Genomic DNA, 16,194 nt, shown 5'->3' on the forward strand with positions numbered 1-16,194 from the left:
CCGCGGCCGCCCACCTCTCCGGCCCCGCCGCCCCGTGGGACGAGATCACGGCGACACCCGTGCACGTGGACGTCCACCAGGACGGCGAGCAGATCGTCGGAGCGGGGATCGACCTGACACAGTTGGACGAGGGCGGCGACCTCGACCCGGAGCCGCAGACGGTCGGCTGGTACGGTCCGCCGCAGTGGGGCACCACGCCGGGGGAGCGCTCCCCGTACGCGGGGGTCCTGGCCGGGCACGTCGTCTACTACGGCGTGCGGGACGTGTTCTGGAACCTGGGCGACGTGCGGGCGGGCGCCGTCGTCGTGGTGACGTACGACGACGGCACGCAGGCCGCCTTCGAGGCGGACGCGGACGCGGTCTCGGTGGAGAAGGAGGCGCTCACCCAGGATCCGGCGCACCGCTGGGCCTGGGAGCCCGGGGGCGACGACGCAAAGGTCACGCTGATCACGTGCGACCTCGTGCCGGGCACCGGGATGGCCGGGAACGCCTTCAACAACTGGGTGGTGCAGGCCACCCGCGTCGCCTGAGGCCGCGGCGACCCCGGGGCCGGGAGGCCGGAGGGGTACCCTGGGGAGGCCGGGGCGGCCGACCGCGTCGGACCGCCATTGACCCCGTGACCGGGTGACGACCGCCGAGAGGACCTGCGCCCATGAGCCGAGCCGACATCGCCCCCGCCCGCGTGCGCCCCCGCCGCTGGAGCGTGGCCGTCGGAGGGGCGCTCCTGAGCATCACCCTGGCCACCGGCGGCTGCAGCGTCGCCGAGGAGCCCGGACAGACCGGTGGCACGGAGGCGGGGAACACCTACCTGGAGGGCGTGCTGGCCAGCCCCAGCCAGACGTCCGCCGACCCGCTCGCGGCGGACATCCAGTTCGCGGGTCTGCTGCTGCGCAACCACCGCGACGCGATCCAGCAGTCCGATGAGGTGCTGGGCAAGGACGGCGTGGACCAGGAGATCCGGGCCACCGCCGAACGGATGAAGTCCGAGCACGAGGAGCGGGCGCGCCGGCTCGAGTCGATGCTCGAGGGCTGGGGCGTCCCCTCGGATGACGTGCGCGGTGCGGGTGCCGAGTCGACCCCGTCTGCGCAGCCCGAGTCCACGGAGGACGCGGAGCCGACCCAGATCGTGGGCGACGAGTTGCGCGCCGGACTCCTGTCCGACCGGGAGAAGAACGTGCTGGCCGCCGCCGAGCCGGAGGAGGCAGGACGGATCTACCTGCTCCAGATGCGCCGCCTCTATCAGGGCGCGCTGACGATCTCCGCCACGGAGGCGGAGGACGGCTCGGACGACGCGGCGAAGGAGCTGGCCTCCAGCGTGGTCGAGGGCCATCGCAAGGAGCTGGAGAGTTTGGCCGAGACGCTCGCGGAGATGGGCGTGATCGGGTCGAGCGGGGCGCGCACGGCGGAACCGTCCGGGTTCACCGGCCCCATCAAGATCGAGGGCACCGGCGCCGACGGCGGCTCCGTCCCCTCGGACTTCGTCCCGGAGCCGCTGCAGCGGGTGCGCAACTTCCGCGCCACCCAGAAACCGGTGCTGCCGTCGTCGAGCTCGCCCAGTTCCTCCAGCGCGTCGGGCCCCGCCAGCGCGTCGGGCCGGGATGCCGAGGACCAGCGGGGGCGGGACACCGCATCGGCGAGCCCGTCGCCCAGCCCGGCCGACACGGCGCAGGCCACCCCGCGCCCCTCCTCCGGGGCGAGCCCCTCGCCCAGCGCATCCCGCTGACACACCGGCCGGCCGGCCCGATCCGCATCGCGCGTCGCCGTGACCGAGTCGATAGCGCTTCGTCACCGGATGGTGACCCGCCTCACGTCCGCGCGGCGTAGATTCGTGCCGAAGCGGCGAGTGCGGCATCCGGTCGACCTCGGGCGTCCGAGCCGGAGAACCCTTCGGCCCGTCGCAGCACCGCACCCCTGGAGGAGCACGATGCGCACCGCCCGACCGACCCGCCTTGCCGCCGCCCTGGGCGCCGGCGTCCTTCTCACCGGCCTGGGGGCGACCCCCGCCCTCGCCTCACCCGCCCACCCCGCTGGATGGACCGCCGAGCACGACCTGCCCGGCGGATCCTTCCTCGTGGCCAGCGCGGAGGGTGAGACCGGTGCCTCCTTCGGCACCGAGTTCGAGGTGGACGAGTCCGACGTCCGCCTGACGGTGGCTCCGGCGCTGGAGGGGGAGGCCCGCGGCGCCGAGACCGAGGTCCCGTTCACGTACGACGACGAGTTGGAGCGCGGTGACTTCGACGTCGCCGCGGCCCGGCGGAGCCTGGGCGAGTCGGGGACCGGTCCCGTCGTCTACACCCTCTACGTCCTGGGCGGCGAGGTGGCCGCCCTCACCTACGGTCCGGACGCCGACCTCACCGACGCTGACCCGGGCGAGCCGCTGCGCGCCGACCAGCGTCATGAGCTCGGCTTCCACATGCTCCCCACCGCCTGGGACACCACCCTGCTCGCGGCGCCGGGGGAGCGACACGTGTTCATCTCCTCGTACACGGGCGATGAGGCGGCGCCGCTGACGCTCGTCGCGGGCCCGGCCGAGGGTCGGGTCGTCGAGGTGACGGAGGAGGAGACCGGCGGGCCGCGCGGCTACGTGTACCAGGCGCCCGAGGGCTTCACCGGATCCGACACCGTCACCCTGCGGGCCACGAGGGACGGCGTGACGACGACGCGGACGGTGACCGTGCGGTTCGGCGACCCCCGCGTGGACCTCTACGACTGGGAGAACGGGCGGATCCCGGGGTTCGTGACCTTCCCCGTGGCCGGCCTGTTCGACGACGCTCCGGCTCCGGGTCAGCCGGCCGATCCCGACACTCCCACCTCGCCGGCGGAGCCCGAGACCCCTGCGGATCCGGCCGACGGCGAGCACACGGTGCCGGACACGGTCGAGACCGGGCGTGGTCCGGCGGCGTGGCCCGTCGCCGTCGCGGTGCTGGCCGCGGGCGTCCTGGCCGTGGTGCGCCGGCACCGCGTCGCGGCCTGACCGCGCCGGTCAGCGGGGCGCGAGCAGCGCGCTCTTCTCCGGGTGCTCGTCGAACCACTGGGCGACGTACCAGCACATCGGCACGATGCGGCGGCCCCCCGCGGGGCCGCCGTTCGTCTCGATGTCCTCGACGGCGCCCGCGGTCAGCGCGGCGGCGTGGCCCCGGCCGCGGTGCACGGGGATGGTGAACGCCCGGTTCAGGGAGACGGCCGCGCCGTTGTCCCGGAAGTCGAGGACGGCGAGCAGTGTGCCGCCGTCGTGGAGCTCGTAACGGGACTCGGCGTCATTGCGGGTGACGGTGGGAGAGGTGCTCATGCCGGGGCAACCCCCGGTGGTGACGGGGTATTCCGGTGCCGGCCGGCGGCGGGCTCCTACATGTAGTGGTCCGCGGGGGTCGGACACGCCGCTCGCAGACGTGGCGAACTCGACTTTCCGGCTGTGGGAACCCGGCCCCGAGATCTCCACCGGCTGTGGACAGTCGACCTCGGTCCCGGCGTGTCCCGCATGTCCGCGCGGATCGTCTCGCACAGCAGGGTGTGGACAGGATGGGCAGAGGGTGGGGATACGTAACTACAGCGGTGTGACTACTACATGTAGGGATGGTTCCCGGCCGTGATCACTAGATGTAGTATCGACGCAGATGTTCGGCACGCCCCGCGATGCACCTCGCGAGCGCCGCGCCGACACCCGCAGACCACCAGAGACCACGAAGGAACAGGGATCGCCATGACCGTCACCGTGTACACCAAGCCGGCCTGCGTGCAGTGCAACGCCACCTACCGTGCACTGGACAAGAAGGGCATCGCCTACGAGGTCGTGGACATGTCCCAGGACCCCGCCGCCCTCGAGCGCGTCCGTGCCCTCGGCTTCATGCAGGCCCCCGTCGTCGTCACCGAGACCGACTCCTGGTCCGGCTTCCGCCCGGACAAGATCGCCGAGCTCGCCGAGTCCGCCGCGGCATCGGTGGCCTGACCGGAGCCGACATGACCGTCGCCGCGGACCCGAGCCACATCCGCTCGGCCGAGGCGCAGGGGCTCGTCCCCACCGACGCGGGACTGATCTACTTCTCCTCCGCCTCCAACTACACGCACCGCTTCGTCGAGAAGCTCGAGCTGCCCGAGGACCGGGTGGCTCGACTGCCGTTGATCACCCGGGAGCCCACCCTCGGGGCCACCGCCCCGTACGTCCTGATGACCCCCACCTACGGCGGGGGCAGCGGGCCGGGCGCGGTCCCGAAGCAGGTGATCAAGTTCCTCAACGTCCCGGAGAACCGTCACTGGATTCGGGGCGTGATCGCGTCCGGGAACACCAACTTCCATGAGGGCTACTGCCTGGCCGGCTACATCATCTCCCGCAAGTGCCAGGTGCCCCTCATGTACAAATTCGAGCTGATGGGCACGCCCGACGACGTCGAACGCGTCCGCGGCGGCCTGGAAGGACTGTGGACATGACCACCACCGCACCCACCGAGGCGGACCTCATCCGCCAGGCGAAGAACATGCCCGCCGAGTGGCAGAACCTCGGCTACCACGAGCTCAACGCCATGCTGAACCTCTACGGCGCCGACGGTCGCATCCAGTTCGAGGCCGACCACGCGGCCGCGCGCCAGTACTTCCTGCAGCACGTCAACACCAACACGGTGTTCTTCCACGACCTGGAGGAGAAGCTCGACTACCTGCAGAAGAACGACTACTACGAGACCGAGACGTTCGAGCAGTACCCCTTCGAGTTCATCCGGGGCCTGTTCGATCGTGCCTACAAGGCCAAGTTCCGCTTCCCGACATTCCTCGGCGCGTTCAAGTTCTACACCTCGTACGCCCTGAAGACCTTCGACGGCAAGCGCTACCTCGAGCGCTACGAGGACCGCGTCGCCGTCGTCGCCCTCCACCTGGCCCGGGGCGACCAGGAGCTGGCCACCCACCTGGTGGACGAGATGATCGCCGGCCGCTTCCAGCCGGCCACCCCCACCTTCCTCAACTCGGGCAAGAAGCAGCGCGGCGAGCTCGTCTCCTGCTTCCTGCTGCGCATCGAGGACAACATGGAGTCGATCGCCCGCGGCATCAACTCCGCCCTGCAGCTGTCCAAGCGCGGCGGTGGCGTGGCCCTCTCGCTGACCAACATCCGCGAGCACGGCGCGCCCATCAAGCAGATCGAGAACCAGTCCTCCGGCGTCATCCCCGTGATGAAGCTCCTCGAGGACTCCTTCTCCTACGCCAACCAGCTCGGCGCGCGTCAGGGCGCCGGCGCGGTGTACCTCAACGCGCACCACCCGGACATCCACCGCTTCCTCGACACCAAGCGCGAGAACGCGGACGAGAAGATCCGCATCAAGACCCTCTCCCTCGGCGTCGTGATCCCGGACATCACGTTCCAGCTGGCGAAGAAGAACGAGGACATGTACCTGTTCTCGCCGTACGACGTCGAGCGTGTCTACGGGGTGCCGTTCTCCGAGATCTCCGTGACCGAGAAGTACTACGAGATGGTCGACGACGCGCGGATCAAGAAGACCAAGATCAACGCGCGCGAGTTCTTCCAGACCATCGCCGAGATCCAGTTCGAGTCCGGCTACCCGTACGTCGTGTTCGAGGACACCGTGAACGCCGCGAACCCGATCAAGGGCCGCATCACCATGTCCAACCTGTGCTCCGAGATCCTGCAGGTCTCCGAGGCCTCCGAGTACAACGAGGACCTGAGCTACGCCCACGTGGGCCAGGACATCTCCTGCAACCTCGGCTCGATGAACATCGCCAAGACCATGGACTCGCCGGACTTCGGCCGGTCCGTGGAGACCGCGATCCGTGCGCTGACGGCCGTGTCGGTCATGTCCGACATCCAGTCGGTGCCGTCCATCGCCAAGGGCAACGCGGCCTCCCACGCCATCGGCCTGGGGCAGATGAACCTCCACGGCTACCTGGCACGCGAGCGCGTCCACTACGGCTCGGAGGAGGGCATCGACTTCACGAACATGTACTTCTACGCGGTGCTGTTCCACGCGCTGCGGGCCTCGAACCGGATCGCCATCGAGACCGGCCAGCGGTTCGGCGGGTTCGAGGACTCGAAGTACGCCTCGGGGGAGTTCTTCGACAAGTACACGGACCAGGAGTGGGCGCCCGCCACCGAGCGCGTCGCCGAGCTGTTCGCCGAGGCCGGCATCGCCCTGCCCACGCAGGATGACTGGCGTGAGCTGAAGGCCTCCGTCATGGAGCACGGCATCTTCAACCGCAACCTGCAGGCCGTCCCGCCGACGGGCTCGATCTCGTACATCAACAACTCGACCTCCTCGATCCACCCGGTGGCCTCGAAGATCGAGATCCGCAAGGAGGGCAAGCTCGGCCGCGTGTACTACCCGGCGCCGTACCTCACCAACGAGAACCTCGAGTACTACGAGGACGCGTACGAGATCGGCTACGAGAAGATCATCGACACGTACGCCGCGGCGACGCAGCACGTGGACCAGGGCCTGTCCCTGACGCTGTTCTTCAAGGACACGGCCACCACCCGTGACCTGAACCGCGCGCAGATCTACGCGTGGACGAAGGGCATCAAGACGATCTACTACATCCGCCTGCGCCAGCTCGCGCTGGAGGGCACCGAGGTCGAGGGCTGCGTCAGCTGCATGCTCTGACAGCCGACCCTTCGAGGCGGGAAATCCCGCGTATTCCGCGCTTCTGAGCGCGGGTGCGCTCGATTTCCCGCCTCGAAGCGGGGCGGCGCGCACGGACGGACGGGGCGGGCCCACGACGTTGTGAGCCCGGACCTGCCCGAGTGGCTGCCGCTGCACCTGCGGGCCTAGACTGTCCGGGACCCGCGCCCCGATGACCGTGCTCCCGTGAGCCCCCGGAATCCGCGGATTCTCAACGAATTCTTCTGAAGGATGTGCCCTGCCGTGACCGAGACCCAGCAGTCCCACCTCGTCGAGGCGATCAACTGGAACCGCATTCAGGACGAGAAGGATGTGGAGGTGTGGAACCGCCTCGTCAACAACTTCTGGCTGCCGGAGAAGGTGCCGCTGTCCAACGACGTCCAGTCCTGGTCCCACCTCACGGATGAGGAGCGACTGCTCTCCATGCGCGTGTTCACGGGCCTGACGCTGCTGGACACGATCCAGGGCACCGTGGGCGCCGTCTCCCTCATCCCGGACGCCATGACCCCGCACGAGGAGGCCGTCCTCACGAACATCGCGTTCATGGAGTCGGTGCACGCGAAGTCGTACTCCTCGATCTTCTCCACGCTGGCCTCCACCCCGGAGATCGACGAGGCGTTCCGCTGGTCCCGTGAGAACCGGAACCTGCAGGCCAAGGCCGGCCTGATCGTGGAGCGCTATGACGGCCAGGACCCGTACAAGAAGAAGATCGCCTCCACCCTGCTCGAGTCTTTCCTCTTCTACTCGGGCTTCTACTGGCCCATGTACCTCTCCGCGCACGCCCGCCTCACCAACACCGCCGACCTGATCCGCCTGATCATCCGCGACGAGGCCGTGCACGGGTACTACATCGGCTACAAGTACCAGCGGAGCATCGAGACCCTGCCTGAGGAGAAGCGGGAGGAGCTCAAGGCGTTCACCTTCGAGCTGCTGTTCGAGCTGTACGAGAACGAGGTCGAGTACACCCATGACCTCTACGACGCCGTCGGCCTGGCCGAGGACGTGAAGAAGTTCCTGCACTACAACGCGAACAAGGCGCTGATGAACCTGGGCTACGAGCCCATGTTCCCGGCCGAGACCACGAACGTGAACCCCGCGATCCTCTCCGCGCTCTCCCCGAACTCGGACGAGAACCACGACTTCTTCTCCGGATCCGGCTCCTCCTACGTGATCGGCAAGGCCGAGAACACCGAGGACGAGGACTGGGACTTCTGACCTCGCCCGCCTGAGCCCCGTCCCGACGACGGCCGGTCGCCTCCCCGCGGAGGCGCCCGGCCGTCGTCGTCTCGCGGGGGCATCACACGTCGACACCCGGGCCCGCAGTATGACGCTGCGCGTCACCGCCCTGCCCGATGGAGCGCACACGCTGCGATACGCTTGGGCCCAGCTTCAGGAGAAGCGGCTGTGGACCCCGCCTCGGCGGGTCCACGTGGTCCCACGACGAGCCGCTCGCCAACCCCATGTTCACGGGTGGCAACGGACCGAGAAGCGGCCTGCCTCCGCTGCGTGCAGACCCCTCGAGGGGAGCCCGCGGTGACTGGGGGACGGGCAAGAGCAGCGTTCGAAAGGATCCCGGCCTCCGGCTCGGGGCGTCTCTCGCCCCCCGCCCGCCGTGCTGTGCCCCGCGGGGAATCACCCACCGCACGGGGCGGGTTGTCTCGGTTGGCGGCGGTGGGGACCCGGCCGGCCGCCGCGGCGGCGAGCTCGGCGACGCTGGCCCACGGGCTGCCGCCTGCCGCTCCCCCGGTGGTGCGGGCGTGGGCGGCGGAGACGAGCTCGCACAGGGAGCGGTAGCCGGAGCCATGACAGCCTCCTCGGGCGAGCACGACCACGCGGCCGGCGTTCTCGTCCTCGCTCCACCGGACGGCCAGGTCCACGCCCACGATCGGGGTGATGCCGTGGCGCAGGCAGGCGCCCACGTGCTTGGCCATGCCGTAGAGCCCGTCCCGGTCGGTGCAGGCCAGCAGGTCCATGTCCGCGGCCGCGGCGGCGGCCACGAGGTCCTCGGGCCAGCTGACCCCATAGTGGGCGCTGAACGCGGAGGCGACGTGCAGGTGGGCGAAGGGTGCGGCGGTGCGTCCGGCCGCGGCGGCCTGGCTCATGCCGACCGCCTCAGGTCCTGAGCGTGCTCGTGGACGCGCACGAGCCGCCACCGGCCGGAGTCCAGGTGGTGGGCGACGTCGAGGGTCTGCAGGGGCGCGGCGCCGGCCCGGGCCAGGCGGACCTGCAGCCGCCACATCTCGTGGTCGACGAGACCGGCGCCGCGGCCCTTCTTCGCGCGGACCTCCTCCGCCCACCAGCGGCGCCGCTCGAACCAGCGCACGGGGCGCTCTGCGAGGACGTAGTCCCGCCCGTTCCAGCGCAGCCCCTGCGGGGTACCGTCTGCCCCGCACTCCACCGCCACCGACTGTGTGAGGACTCCCATTCTGCTTCTCTCCCTGTGCACTGCTGACCGGACCGACGACGGGGTGCCGTCGGGCGATGGGAGCGCGGCCCGTCCGGCGGACCGGACGCGGGGAAGAAGTGGGAAGGTGGGGCCGCACCCCCGATCGTACTCGAACACGTGTTCGAATGCGATGTGTGCGAAGGTAGGGCGCCCGCCGGACACGTTAAGGACGCATCGCCCCCGGGATGGGAGGGACCGAGTCCTGGCCGCGGACCTCGACCCGACCCTGGGGCGCACATGCACGAGAAAATCGTCTCTTGGGCCGGAAGAAGTGCGCCGGCACGGTCCTGTGGACAATGCGAGCAGGACCACAATCCGCCTGCGTATACTCCGAACCAACCGGGCCTCGCCTGCCACGGGCACCGCGCTGCGGGATCAGCGCGGGAGGCGCGGACACACGACGGACGTCCAGTTGGAGGGGAAATGTCTCTCACCGCACCCGGGCGCGCCCTGCGCCGCCACCGATTCGCCCAGGCCGGCACGCTCAGCGTGGCCTTGGCGCTCGCACTGACCGCCTGTGGCGGGCAGTCCGAGCCCGCCGAGTCGTCGACGACGTCACCCTCGTCCGCCAAGCCCGCCGTCGAGACGTCCGCGCCCGCGAGCACGAGCGAGACCGCGGGCGTCAGCTCATCCCCCGCGGCCAAGACGAGCGGGTCCGGCGAATACGTGCCTGCGTCTGCCGACGGTCCCGCTCAGAACGTACCCAAGCCGAAGATGCCCGCCGCCATGAAGGAAGAGACCAAGGAGGGCGCCGAGGCGGCGATTCGCTATTTCTGGGAGGCGACTTATTTCCTGCAGCAGACGGGTGAGCCCCAACCTCTGCAAGAGGTATCAGGCAAGACTTGCAAATTTTGCGAGCAGTACAAGCAGTCAATGACAGGTCTATATGAGAACGACGGATGGATGTCTGGCGACGGCCCAAGCATCACCTCCATGGCGACCCAGCCATCTACAGACGGATATATAGCAACACTTCTCATCGATCTGAGCCCTGAGACTGCCCGTGACTCCAAGGGAAAAATTCTTCCCGGCGGAGAGGTTTCAGCCTCACCTGAAAGTCCGTGGATTGCAGAACTTTCCTACTCAAGTGACCTTGGACATTGGGTCGTAGACAGCATGACGCTCGAGTCTCCAGCCGGATGACCAGCATGAAACCTAGGCTTTTCCTGTGCGGTTTCGCTCTTACCTCCCTGCTCCTTACTGCACAGCCCGCCGCCTCCGAAGAACCCGTAGTCAAATGTGGCACCCAGGGAAATTCCTATGGAATAGGCGACAACGCCGTGAAGTCTGAAGTAAATTGCACCGATCCGTCGGAGATTTCTTCACCTGGAACAGACGGTGCAAACTCGTCGGCTCCCGTGGCATCCCACCTAGAGCACAAGACGGTCAGTGCGTGCATCCCAGGGCAGCTCGGCAACTCGGATTTCGAGAGCTGCCGAGAGCAGGAGGACAACTTCTGCCCCGAGGGTTCATGGATCCGGGCGCAGACCATAGACACCCGTCAACCTGATGCGAATCCCGTCTATGGCGCCCCCAAATGTTGGACGGCCAAGGCCTCCAGCAACGGCGCCCCGCCCGTCTCCATCGACGAGGTCCGCACGCTCCTCGTGCTGGAGCCTGAGATCCGGTCGGACAATGGCGGACGCGGGATCCGCAATGCGGAGACGAACTTCTACGCAGACGCCGAGACGCGCACGCTCGTCACCACCCTCAACGGGGTCGAGGTCGAACTCCGCGCCACGCCGGTGAGCTTCCACTGGGATTACGGGGACGGGTCCCCCACCAAGACCACCTCGGTCGCAGGCCAGAGCCAGCCGGAGTTCAACGTCCCCACCCCCACGAGCCACGTGTACGAGGACACCGGGCAGTACACGGTCCGCCTCACCACCGTGTACATCGGCGAATACCGGGAGGCCGGGGGCGAGTGGGTGCTCATCCCGGGCACCATCAGCCTCGACTCGGCCCCTGTCACCGCGAATATCTGGCGCACCATCACCCGCAATGTCGCCGATGACTGCAGCGTCGACTCCTCAGCCTGGGGCTGCACCGGCCCCATCGAATCCGCTCCGGCCGGCTGAGCACAGACCGCGGGGCGGCCGACGGTCTCCCGTCCACCGCCCCGCGGCCCCCTCGTCGGCCGGGTGTGTCAGACCCGGCGCACCCGCCCCCGGGCCATGAGCACGAGTCCCGCGCCGAGGGCCGCGAGCGCTCCGAGCGCGCCCGCCGGACCTCACGCCCGGTCTCGACCGTGTCCGGGGTCGTGTGGGTCTCCTCCCCGCCCGTTCCCTCCCCCGGCTCCTCCCCGGCCACGGGAGCCGGAGTGTCGACGGGCTCCTGCTCGGCGGGCGGCACCGGGTCCGCCTCGCCGGGAGACGGGGCGTCCTCCTCCGCCGGCACGTTCAGGGCCCAAGGCTTCTGCCCGTCCGCGAGCAACTCGACGAGCGCGAAGACGTCGGACCGCGCCGCGTCCTGGGTGATGATGACGTCCTCACTCTTGGTCATCCCGTCCAGCGACCAGTCGAGGACGAGGCGGTCGTCGGTCGGGTATGTCGCGTCGGCGAGGTAGTGAAACCCGGTGAAGGAGTCCACCGTGGTGTCGCGCCAGAGGGCACCCCAGCGCGGACCCCACGAGAGTTCCGCGACCGCCGCGTCGTCGCCCAGGCCTTCGGACCGGAACGGCAGCAGCACGCCCGGCTCGGCGTGCTCCAGCGTGAGGAACCGCTCGGGGTAGTCCCCGAACACGGGGTTGGCCAGGCTGTGCTCGCCCCACGCGTAGACGAACCCGGCAGAGGGGCCTATGTTGCCCTCCGGAGTGCCGGCGGTCTCGTCGTAGAGGGCGGCGGCCACCGGGGTGCCGTCCACGGACAGGGTGAACAGGAGATGACCGTCTCCGGCCTCACCGAGCAGCGCCCGCGCATCCGCCACCCGCACCGCACCGAGGTCTGAGTAGAGGTCGTCGTACACGAACGGGACGGCCACCTGGTCACCGCGCCCGGTCTCCATGCTGTACGGGGCGACGGTGAGCGCGATCTGGTCCTGACGCAGGTCGAAGAAGCCCTCGATGACGACGAGGCCCGGCACCATCTGGCGGAACGTGCCGGAACGGATGCCCTGCTCGGGAGTCCAGCGGGAGGCCAGGCCGGGCAGCTCGAAGCCCGGGCCGGGCGCCGGCTCCGGGCCCCACGCGCAGTCGCACACCCCCTCGGAGGCGGTGGGTGCCGCCTCTTCCACGGCGACGGCGGGCGTGGCCCCGGCGAAGAGACCCGCGGTCAGGATCGCGGCGGCGGCGAGACGGGCGGGGCGGGTGGTCGGGACGAACGGGCGGGTGGACACCTTGAATGCGGACGGGGACGACATCATGGCAGGACGCTCCTGATGAATGGCCACGCGGGCTCGGGTGACGGACTGCGATTCACCGGGCTCACCGTGGCACCCCTCCGAAAGATGCGGCGCTCGCGCCGGCCCGGTGACACCCACGCTACGCAGAGCCCATTCTCAGGGGGAGTTCAGGACGGTCTCGGATCCGTCTCGATCCGATCACGATGCCGCGGCGTCGCATTTCCGCGCCTCACGGGCAGGTCATCCCCGTCGCCCCGTCCCTCAGAGCAGCGTTCCCTGCTGCTCTCTCATCTCCTGGGTCAGCTCCGGCCCGTTGTTCCGGACATTCCCCACGGCGCCCCCCACGGGCCGCAGCGACCAACCCGCCGCGACGTCGTACGCGCCGGCGCACACCTGGCCCACGAGGGCGTCGGCTTCTTCGGCGGACCCGAGCGTGTCCGGGGCGAGCCACCGGCCCATCGTCTCGGCGTCCATGGGCACGGGCAGCCGGTCGTGCAGCCGGCCGAGTGCGGCGAGCACCGGATCGTCGTCGTCCGCGTCGGGCGCGGCCATGGTGAGGATCGTCGTCGAGAGGACCCAGGCGTCCTCCCCCGCGGCCTTGGCCTCGGGGTCCTGCCACCACTCGTACAGGCCGGCGAACCAGATGACCGGCCCCTCGCCGTCCCCGGCCCCGGCCGGGTGCACGTAGTAGGGCTGCTTCTTCGCGGCCCGCCCGTCGGGACCCTTGGCGCCAGGCTCCGGCGTCTTCCACTCGTAGTAGCCCTCCACCGGCACGGCGCAGCGTCGAGCGCGGACGGCGGCCCGGAACGTCGGCTTGGAGGCCACGGTCTCCGAGCGCGCGTTGAACGCACGGGACCCCACGGACAGCTCCTTCGCCCACGGCGGCACCAGGCCCCAGCGCGCCACGTGGATCCGCCGGGTCACTCCGGCGCCAACGCCGTCCGCGTGCGCCACGAGGATCGGCACCTCGGCTGTCGGCGCCACGTTCCAGCTCTGGCGGAGCACCAGCTCCTCATTCGTCTCGGCATCGCCCAGGGCCACCAGGTCGCTCGTGGCGCGGGCCATCACGTAGCGGCCGCACACGTCAGCGGTCCCTCCCGTCCCGGCCACGCTCGACATACATCCACGCGATGCCGAGGGCGAAGCCCATCATCGCGCAGCCGAGCACATTGCCCCAGGGACTCTCGGTGCCCAGTCCGAACACCACTCCCAGGCCGACGCCGATCAGCAGCCCCACCAGCGGGATGCGCCACTGAGCGAGCGTGCCGGCACCGGCCGGAGCCCCGGCTGGAGCCTCCGGAGCCTCGGACGCCTCGTCCTCGTCTCTGCCATGTCGTGCCACGGTTCGCCCCTCCGTTCGCATCGATGTTGCGGGTCCGGTTGCAGTCTCCCCCGGCCGTCGTGGTGACGCCACACACCAGGCCCCCCGGCCGCTCACCGATGCGTCGCACAGGGTCCTGTGATGGGATGGGCAGAACGAGCCCGCACGTCGCGCTGCCCCACGCATGCGCGGCATCGGGCAGATCCCCACCACCAGGAGGAACAACGTGTCCCAGAAGGTCCGCGGCGTCGTCGCCATGGCGAAGGACGCCCCCGTCACCATCGAGACCATCGTCATCCCCGATCCGGGACCCGGCGAGGCCGTCGTCGACATCAAGACCTGCGGCGTCTGCCACACGGATCTGCACTACCAGCAGGGCGGGATCGGGGACGAGTACCCGTACCTGCTCGGCCACGAGGCCACGGGCGTGGTCTCCGCGATCGGCGAGGGCGTCGACCACGTCAAGGTCGGCGACACCGTGATCCTCAACTGGCGCGCCGTGTGCGGCGAGTGCCGCGCGTGCCGCAAGGGCGAGCCGAAGTACTGCTTCAACACCCACAACGCGACCCAGAAGATGACCCTCGAGGACGGCACGGAGCTGTCCCCGGCCCTGGGCATCGGGGCGTTCGCGGACAAGACGCTCGTCCACGCCAAGCAGTGCACCAAGGTCGACGGCGTCGACACTCCCGAGGAACAGGCCGCGGTCGGCCTGCTCGGATGCGGGATCATGGCCGGCATCGGCGCGGCCATCAACACCGGCGAGGTCAAGCTCGGCGAGTCCGTGGCCGTGATCGGCTGCGGCGGCGTCGGCGTGGCCGCGATCGCCGGGGCGAAGCTCGCCGGCGCCACCACGATCATCGCGGTGGACATCGACGCCAAGAAGCTCGCGAAGGCCGAGGAGCTCGGCGCCACCCACACCGTGAACTCGAAGGACGAGGACCCCGTGGAGGCCATCCGCGCGGCGACCGGCGGCTTCGGCGCCGACGTGGTCATCGAGGCGGTCGGCCGCCCGGAGACCTACGAGCAGGCGTTCTACGCCCGGGACCTGGCCGGCCGCGTCGTCCTGGTGGGCGTGCCCACCCCCGGCATGGAGCTGAAGCTGCCCCTGCTGGAGGTCTTCGGCCGCGGCGGCGCGCTGAAGTCCTCGTGGTACGGCGACTGCCTGCCGGAGCGCGACTTCCCGATGCTCGTGGACCAGTACCGCCTGGGCCGCCTGCCGCTGGACGAGTTCGTCACGGAGACCATCGCCCTGGACGAGGTGAACGAGGCCTTCGAGACGATGAAGTCCGGCGAGGTCCTGCGCTCGGTGGTGGTGCTCTGATGGCGCGCATCGATCACCTGGTCACCTCCGGCACGTTCTCCCTGGACGGGGAGACGTTCGACGTGGACAACAACGTGTGGATCGTCGGCGGCGCGGAGCAGTGCGTCGTCATCGACCCGGCCCATGATGCCTCGGCCGTCTGGAAGAAGGTGAACGGCCGCCAGGTGCTGGCCATCGTCCTCACCCACGGCCACGACGACCACATCCGCCAGGTCCAGGAGTTCCGCCAGATGGTGGACGCCCCCGCGCTGCTCCACCCCGCCGACCGCATGCTCTGGGACGACGTCTTCCCCGACGAGGAGCCCGATGGCGCGCTCGCCGAGGGCGACGTCCTGCGCGTGGCCGGCGTCGAGCTGCGGGTGCACCGCACCCCCGTCCAGCCCTCCGGCATGGGCCTGCCCATGAGCCAGTTCGACAAGCACGACATGGACCCCATGGGCTTCCTCAAGCTCGACATCCTCGGCGTGCGCATGCAGTCCGCCATCGCCTACACGATCGCCGAGGTCGAACGCACCACGGGCGAGCGCATCGACCTCGAACAGGTGCCCCTCGACGACCCCGCCACCTACGCGATGATCCGCACCACCCACACCCTCGGCTGCTTCCAGATCGAGTCCCCGGGCCAGCGCGAACTCGTCGGCAAACTCGCCCCCCGCGAGTTCAACGACCTCACCGTGGACATCTCCCTCTTCCGCCCCGGCCCCATGCAGTCCGACATGGTCCGACCCTTCCTTGAACAGCGGCACGGCTGGGCACCCGCCCACTACCCGCACCCCGACCTGCGGCCCGTCCTCGCCGAGACCCACGGGGTCACCGTCTTCCACGAACAGGTCCTGCGCACCATGGACGTCATGACCGGCTGCGGACTGGCCCGCGCCGACGAGCACCGCCGCCTCCTCGGCGGCCCGCAGGAACACCTCGTCGAAGAGGCCTTCCGCACCGGCGCCCTCGCCCGCGGCTACTCCCTCGACGTCATCGACGAGGTCTGGGCCACCCTCTCCGCCTTCGGCTCCTTCGGCTTCTGCAAGGCCCACGGCGCCGCCTTCGCCGTCCCCACCTACCACTCCGCCTGGCTCAAGACCCACCACCCCGCCGCCTTCATGGCCGCCATCCTCGAACACGACCCCGGCACTGTCTCCTATACACATCT

16 protein-coding genes and 1 pseudogene are annotated in these 16,194 nt (G+C 69.7%); 11 read left to right on the top strand and 6 right to left on the bottom strand.

Going from position 1 to position 16,194, the window contains the following annotated elements; translation table 11 throughout:
* The 3 genes from J1M39_RS09820 to J1M39_RS09830 form a co-directional block, all read left to right on the top strand.
* Positions 1 to 530 (top strand): class F sortase (locus J1M39_RS09820; RefSeq protein ID WP_206496737.1); only part of this gene is annotated, 530 nt, incomplete at its 5' end.
* A gap of 122 nt (positions 531 to 652) precedes the next feature.
* Entirely contained in the window at positions 653 to 1,723 is a 1,071-nt protein-coding gene (locus J1M39_RS09825; protein ID WP_041103016.1) for a DUF305 domain-containing protein, read from the top strand.
* Positions 1,724 to 1,924: 201 nt separating this feature from the next.
* Complete coding sequence (locus J1M39_RS09830) at positions 1,925 to 2,974, top strand: hypothetical protein (protein ID WP_206496738.1); 1,050 nt, start codon at positions 1,925 to 1,927, stop codon at positions 2,972 to 2,974.
* A gap of 9 nt (positions 2,975 to 2,983) precedes the next feature.
* On the opposite strand, the gene J1M39_RS09835 is transcribed toward J1M39_RS09830, so the two are convergent.
* Positions 2,984 to 3,289, bottom strand: a complete 306-nt coding sequence (locus J1M39_RS09835; RefSeq protein ID WP_044659652.1) for a GNAT family N-acetyltransferase — start codon at positions 3,287 to 3,289, stop codon at positions 2,984 to 2,986.
* Between the two features lie 411 nt (positions 3,290 to 3,700).
* Between J1M39_RS09835 and nrdH the strand changes: the two genes are divergently transcribed.
* From nrdH to nrdF, 4 genes are all read left to right on the top strand, one after another.
* On the top strand, positions 3,701 to 3,946 hold the full coding sequence (nrdH, locus tag J1M39_RS09840) for a glutaredoxin-like protein NrdH (RefSeq protein ID WP_036313172.1): 246 nt from the start codon (positions 3,701 to 3,703) through the stop codon (positions 3,944 to 3,946).
* A gap of 11 nt (positions 3,947 to 3,957) precedes the next feature.
* Complete coding sequence (gene nrdI / locus J1M39_RS09845) at positions 3,958 to 4,425, top strand: class Ib ribonucleoside-diphosphate reductase assembly flavoprotein NrdI (protein WP_004167610.1); 468 nt, start codon at positions 3,958 to 3,960, stop codon at positions 4,423 to 4,425.
* A 47-nt stretch (positions 4,426 to 4,472) separates the two neighbouring features.
* Complete coding sequence (gene nrdE / locus J1M39_RS09850; protein ID WP_180537555.1) at positions 4,473 to 6,599, top strand: class 1b ribonucleoside-diphosphate reductase subunit alpha; 2,127 nt, start codon at positions 4,473 to 4,475, stop codon at positions 6,597 to 6,599.
* Positions 6,600 to 6,848: 249 nt separating this feature from the next.
* Positions 6,849 to 7,832: a class 1b ribonucleoside-diphosphate reductase subunit beta gene (nrdF, locus tag J1M39_RS09855; protein WP_205810588.1), complete on the top strand. Its 984-nt coding sequence runs from the start codon at positions 6,849 to 6,851 to the stop codon at positions 7,830 to 7,832.
* A gap of 431 nt (positions 7,833 to 8,263) precedes the next feature.
* Here the strand turns inward: nrdF and J1M39_RS09860 are convergent.
* Together J1M39_RS09860 and J1M39_RS09865 are read right to left on the bottom strand one after the other, a co-directional pair.
* Positions 8,264 to 8,719: pseudogene (locus J1M39_RS09860) on the bottom strand (PHP domain-containing protein); the annotation flags it as partial.
* Positions 8,716 to 9,042, bottom strand: coding sequence for a DUF6504 family protein (locus J1M39_RS09865; protein WP_170080108.1), 327 nt, complete (start codon positions 9,040 to 9,042; stop codon positions 8,716 to 8,718). The gene J1M39_RS09865 and the pseudogene J1M39_RS09860, both read right to left, overlap by 4 nt.
* 444 nt (positions 9,043 to 9,486) lie before the next feature.
* Here J1M39_RS09865 and J1M39_RS09870 point away from each other — a divergent pair, with 444 nt between their 5' ends.
* Together J1M39_RS09870 and J1M39_RS12345 are read left to right on the top strand one after the other, a co-directional pair.
* Positions 9,487 to 10,206 carry a DUF6318 family protein gene (locus J1M39_RS09870; protein ID WP_145951590.1) on the top strand — a complete coding sequence of 240 codons (720 nt, stop codon included), beginning with the start codon at positions 9,487 to 9,489 and terminating at the stop codon, positions 10,204 to 10,206.
* Between the two features lie 215 nt (positions 10,207 to 10,421).
* Positions 10,422 to 11,141 (top strand): PKD domain-containing protein, encoded by a 720-nt coding sequence (locus J1M39_RS12345; RefSeq protein WP_230278125.1) that lies wholly within the window; start codon positions 10,422 to 10,424, stop codon positions 11,139 to 11,141.
* Here the strand turns inward: J1M39_RS12345 and J1M39_RS12350 are convergent.
* The 3 genes from J1M39_RS12350 to J1M39_RS09890 all read right to left on the bottom strand — a co-directional run bounded on the left by J1M39_RS12350 (position 11,056) and on the right by J1M39_RS09890 (position 13,744).
* Positions 11,056 to 12,423: a hypothetical protein gene (locus J1M39_RS12350; protein WP_240938577.1), complete on the bottom strand. Its 1,368-nt coding sequence runs from the start codon at positions 12,421 to 12,423 to the stop codon at positions 11,056 to 11,058. The two genes, J1M39_RS12345 and J1M39_RS12350, sit on opposite strands and share 86 nt — an antisense overlap.
* Before the next feature lie 240 nt (positions 12,424 to 12,663).
* The gene (locus J1M39_RS09885; RefSeq protein ID WP_144859970.1) at positions 12,664 to 13,485 is read right to left on the bottom strand and encodes an SOS response-associated peptidase; all 822 of its coding nucleotides are present in this window, start codon (positions 13,483 to 13,485) and stop codon (positions 12,664 to 12,666) included.
* A 1-nt stretch (position 13,486) separates the two neighbouring features.
* Entirely contained in the window at positions 13,487 to 13,744 is a 258-nt protein-coding gene (locus tag J1M39_RS09890; protein WP_113914436.1) for a hypothetical protein, read from the bottom strand.
* Between the two features lie 205 nt (positions 13,745 to 13,949).
* Between J1M39_RS09890 and J1M39_RS09895 the strand changes: the two genes are divergently transcribed.
* Together J1M39_RS09895 and J1M39_RS09905 are read left to right on the top strand one after the other, a co-directional pair.
* The gene (locus J1M39_RS09895; RefSeq protein ID WP_036338955.1) at positions 13,950 to 15,044 is read left to right on the top strand and encodes an S-(hydroxymethyl)mycothiol dehydrogenase; all 1,095 of its coding nucleotides are present in this window, start codon (positions 13,950 to 13,952) and stop codon (positions 15,042 to 15,044) included.
* Positions 15,044 to 16,194, top strand: a 1,151-nt coding sequence (locus tag J1M39_RS09905) for an MBL fold metallo-hydrolase (protein WP_241254103.1), incomplete at its 3' end; no start/stop codon positions are given. The genes J1M39_RS09895 and J1M39_RS09905, both read left to right, overlap by 1 nt.

Origin of the sequence: Micrococcus sp. KRD077 (assembly GCF_017168505.1) — a bacterium.
Classification (GTDB): Bacteria; Actinomycetota; Actinomycetes; order Actinomycetales; family Micrococcaceae; genus Micrococcus; species Micrococcus luteus.

Bases quoted from the DNA above. Each gene is read 5' to 3' on its own strand.
- J1M39_RS09825 (WP_041103016.1), top strand. From the start codon at position 653: ATGAGCCGAGCCGACATCGCCCCCGCCCGCGTGCGCCCCCGCCGCTGG.
- J1M39_RS09830 (WP_206496738.1), top strand. From the start codon at position 1,925: ATGCGCACCGCCCGACCGACCCGCCTTGCCGCCGCCCTGGGCGCCGGC.
- J1M39_RS09835 (WP_044659652.1), bottom strand. From the start codon at position 3,289: ATGAGCACCTCTCCCACCGTCACCCGCAATGACGCCGAGTCCCGTTAC.
- nrdH (WP_036313172.1), top strand. From the start codon at position 3,701: ATGACCGTCACCGTGTACACCAAGCCGGCCTGCGTGCAGTGCAACGCC.
- nrdI (WP_004167610.1), top strand. From the start codon at position 3,958: ATGACCGTCGCCGCGGACCCGAGCCACATCCGCTCGGCCGAGGCGCAG.
- nrdE (WP_180537555.1), top strand. From the start codon at position 4,473: ATGCCCGCCGAGTGGCAGAACCTCGGCTACCACGAGCTCAACGCCATG.
- nrdF (WP_205810588.1), top strand. From the start codon at position 6,849: ATGTGCCCTGCCGTGACCGAGACCCAGCAGTCCCACCTCGTCGAGGCG.
- J1M39_RS09865 (WP_170080108.1), bottom strand. From the start codon at position 9,042: ATGGGAGTCCTCACACAGTCGGTGGCGGTGGAGTGCGGGGCAGACGGT.
- J1M39_RS09870 (WP_145951590.1), top strand. From the start codon at position 9,487: ATGTCTCTCACCGCACCCGGGCGCGCCCTGCGCCGCCACCGATTCGCC.
- J1M39_RS12350 (WP_240938577.1), bottom strand. From the start codon at position 12,423: ATGATGTCGTCCCCGTCCGCATTCAAGGTGTCCACCCGCCCGTTCGTC.